This is a genomic window from Vibrio sp. 10N.247.310.17 (assembly GCF_041466605.1).
In the GTDB taxonomy this organism is placed as follows: Bacteria; Pseudomonadota; Gammaproteobacteria; order Enterobacterales; family Vibrionaceae; genus Vibrio; species Vibrio tasmaniensis_A.
Genome location: NZ_JBFSTC010000182.1, coordinates 1 through 3116 on the forward strand (window position 1 = coordinate 1; position 3116 = coordinate 3116).

Here is a 3116-nt window from a genome sequence, read left to right on the forward strand (position 1 = left end):
TTTGTCTGGCGTTCCCGTGTTGCGAGGATCAATTCGCTGATGTTGGTGTAACGCACGACTTTTAAGTCATTAAAGAAGCGAGGTGTAAACTGTTTGTACGCGGGTGCACTGCGTATCGTCCCTTCGTCTTGGTCGACACACACATTGATCCGCTCACTGTGAAAATAGCTGGCACGCTTTAGATACTTCACCGCTTTAGCAAAGGACTTCGGCGAAATAAACTCTCCAAAGCGCAACGCATAATCTTCTTGAAGCTGGTCGTAGCTGATGGTTTTCAATCCCGCTTCGGTGGGCAAACCGATGCGCCCGCCAAGGAGGTCTGTGTTCGGCAGAGTGCACGCTAATACTTTCGCAATTAAGGTGCGACATTGGACATTATTCACCGCTTCACCGCCCCATGCATTGAGTGACGGGAAACGATTGGGGTTGGTAATAAATTCTTCACACCCTTTTAAGATCCGCGCGTATTCTGGCGGCAGGGTTTCTACCTTACCGCTTCGGAGCAACCGGCGAGACTTAAATCCGATCTCAAAAGGCGTCTTAGGGTTCCGCGCGTTCTCTTCTTCAATGACGCGTTGATACAATTCAATCAAATCCAGTTTGCGAGCCTTACGCTTACAGCGATACTGCGCATCGTAACTCGATTTATCGAACGGGGGAGGGGAGGAGCTAAACGTTTTCATAAGACTCACCGTCCACGTTTAAAACACACCTCGCTTCATCCTGAGGGACAAAAAAGGCGGTGTTAGGCAGAAAGTGGATTCTCCTGAGCGTTAGCCCAAGCCAAGGCTGAGTCAAATGCGTCATATTTTGAAGTCCAAGAGGTTTTTGGGGTGTTTGGATTGGCCGTCCAAACGGTGAAATTTCAACCTATCTCAACCGGGAAAAGAAATCAAATGCCGGTTTTTTAGACACAAAAAAGCCGACTACTCTTGGAAAGTCGGCTTTTTTGCGAGTGCTATATAGTCAGAGTACCACCTCTAACACACTCTAAATCCTAGAAAAAACACACGACATTGGACACTACAGGAGTAAGCAATGTCGTGTGTTTTAACCTTATAGACCTCAGGTAAGTATAGCGTGTCGTCGCCTGATATTTCAAACGCTAAGTGTGCCTTGGGATTTTTCCCTTAACATAACAAATATAATGCGTAACCAAAAATAGCAGATAAATAACAATGAGATAACAAATAACCTTGAAAAATTTATAGCACATCAAAGAATCCCAATAAAAATAATTAATGGATTAATTATTTAAAATTAAAAACAAAGGCAACGTTAAATTTAATAAAATAACCATTAAAATCAAAAGTTTAATTTGGTGCGTATTATATTTGTTATGTTAAATTGCAAGATTGAGAGGCCCATCACAAAAGCAAATAAGTTTAATAATTCTGGGTCACTTTTGAACGATTAGAGGGTTCAGCGATATTTCAGTTTGAACTCGGTCGTTTCGGTTTTTCTTAATTGAAAAGGATTTTGTATGAATTTGAAATCAGAATGTAGGGTTGATAACAAGGAAGTCGGTATCGCTTTTAGTCTTTCAGCAAACGCGAATAAAACGTTAACGCTATCGGCGAAAAGAGCAGAACGGGCCAAAAAGCGCGAAGGGAAACTTCGATTAGAAGATCATCTCAAACGTTTTCCCAATTGGTCGCTGTAACGAATGATATTGCCGTCTGAGATCTTATTTCAGATGGCCTCGAAGGTGGGCTGCCTTCACGATTGCAAAAAGCGCCGCAGAGGGGCGCAGGCCTGCGTAATATGCCTAACAAATTCAGGAGCCCTCTCTGGGGCGACGTCCAAGGCTGTTTTTCTACTCAATTAAGCACGCTGGTTGAGTGGTGAAATAGAGTTACTTGGGAATACCAGACACCACATCCTTTGGATGTGCGCATTCTACTACAAGAATGCTCAAGCCAGTTTGTAGCACGGCTCTTGAAAGAGAGCCCATTGTTTTGCTTTTTTAAAAGAACAAAACAATGTCCTAAAAAGGAGTGTGAACGATGCAGATTATCTACGGACATTGTCGTACAGATGAGGCGGCGAATGTATTAGGCCACTTTGTTGAACAAGGGGATTTTGTCAGCGTCAAAGAACTGGGAACGGTCGGGCGTGAACACATGGCGTTTGCCGCCTTACTGTCTTTTACTGGACACCTTTCATTCCCTTTCTATTGGAAGGGTGTTCATTTTGTTGCGGTTCAAAAACAAGTTCAATCAGTTAACCGTCTCACTCTCCCAGCTTCAAAGAATGCTTGTAAAAAACGTTATCGGAAGCTTAAGAACACCATCATTAGCGCTCAAAATTGGAAGCAACATGTGAGTCGTAATCGCGGTTTGAAGTACGCGAAATCTTCTCTGTTTTCTTTATGATGCGTGCCTATACCTGTCGATTTTAACCTTTCTCCCCACGCGCCGTTTAATTTGCACGTTGCACGGTCTGCCTAGGACAACCTAACCCTTCTTCCCAGCTTCTCAGGCAAGGAGGTCTTTTACTCCATCATGACCAAACACTTGATAAATTTATCACTCAATAAGGATATTTATTATGAAAAAACGCACCCAGCGCACCCTCCTTGTCGGGCTTGGCGTTGCTGTCTCGACACTTCTTATCACTCAGCCCGCTCTGGCTGCCGATATCTTCGCGTCAGGTAAACAAGCCATGAAAGACTCGGCGGGCAAAGGCTCTGCGGTTGAAACCGCGATGCTGGGGACTGGGCTTGCGGGGGCGGTCGTCACTGGACTGATGAGCCGTAACTGGTTTGCGGCCGTTGGCGGGTTCATTGGCGGCTCAGTCTTGTGGAATGTTGGAGCACCACTCGTCGGCTTAGGCTAAGGAGTCACAATGGAAGACCCTCATCAGTTTTTTTCTATTCCAAAACACATGAACAAAGGTCGTCGCTGGCTCGGGTTCCCAGTTGATGAACTCGTGCCTGCCCTCTGCATTTTTGGCCTCTCATTCTGGCTTAAACACGAAATGATAGGGCTGACGTTATCGCTGGCTTGGTTTGGGGGATTACGTTACATCAAAGCGCAATACGGTGACAACATAGTTACCCTGTCACTTTATTGGTGGGGGGCTTCCTTTGTCCATCCCACCCTCTTTAAGCGTAC

5 protein-coding genes are annotated in these 3116 nt (G+C 45.1%); 4 read left to right on the plus strand and 1 reads right to left on the minus strand.

The annotated features are described in order from the left end of the window. Nucleotides 1–683, minus strand: a 683-nt coding sequence (locus AB6D80_RS24510; protein ID WP_372189891.1) for a hypothetical protein, incomplete at its 3' end; no start/stop codon positions are given. An 800-nt stretch (nucleotides 684–1483) separates the two neighbouring features. Between AB6D80_RS24510 and AB6D80_RS24515 the strand changes: the two genes are divergently transcribed. The 4 genes from AB6D80_RS24515 to traL form a co-directional block, all read left to right on the plus strand. Beyond that, nucleotides 1484–1663: a TraY domain-containing protein gene (locus AB6D80_RS24515; RefSeq protein WP_016800598.1), complete on the plus strand. Its 180-nt coding sequence runs from the start codon at nucleotides 1484–1486 to the stop codon at nucleotides 1661–1663. Nucleotides 1664–2006: 343 nt separating this feature from the next. Continuing rightward, a complete protein-coding gene (locus AB6D80_RS24520) occupies nucleotides 2007–2375 on the plus strand; it encodes a hypothetical protein (RefSeq protein WP_048660709.1) in 369 nt (122 codons plus the stop codon). A gap of 175 nt (nucleotides 2376–2550) precedes the next feature. Beyond that, nucleotides 2551–2838 carry a type IV conjugative transfer system pilin TraA gene (traA, locus tag AB6D80_RS24525; RefSeq protein ID WP_016800088.1) on the plus strand — a complete coding sequence of 96 codons (288 nt, stop codon included), beginning with the start codon at nucleotides 2551–2553 and terminating at the stop codon, nucleotides 2836–2838. Nucleotides 2839–2847: 9 nt separating this feature from the next. Then, on the plus strand, nucleotides 2848–3116 hold a 269-nt coding region (traL, locus tag AB6D80_RS24530), incomplete at its 3' end, for a type IV conjugative transfer system protein TraL (RefSeq protein ID WP_372189893.1).

What these genes read in the sequence shown, in the direction of transcription:
- AB6D80_RS24515 (WP_016800598.1), top strand. Translation starts at nt 1,484, where the DNA reads ATGAATTTGAAATCAGAATGTAGGGTTGATAACAAGGAAGTCGGTATC.
- AB6D80_RS24520 (WP_048660709.1), top strand. Translation starts at nt 2,007, where the DNA reads ATGCAGATTATCTACGGACATTGTCGTACAGATGAGGCGGCGAATGTA.
- traA (WP_016800088.1), top strand. Translation starts at nt 2,551, where the DNA reads ATGAAAAAACGCACCCAGCGCACCCTCCTTGTCGGGCTTGGCGTTGCT.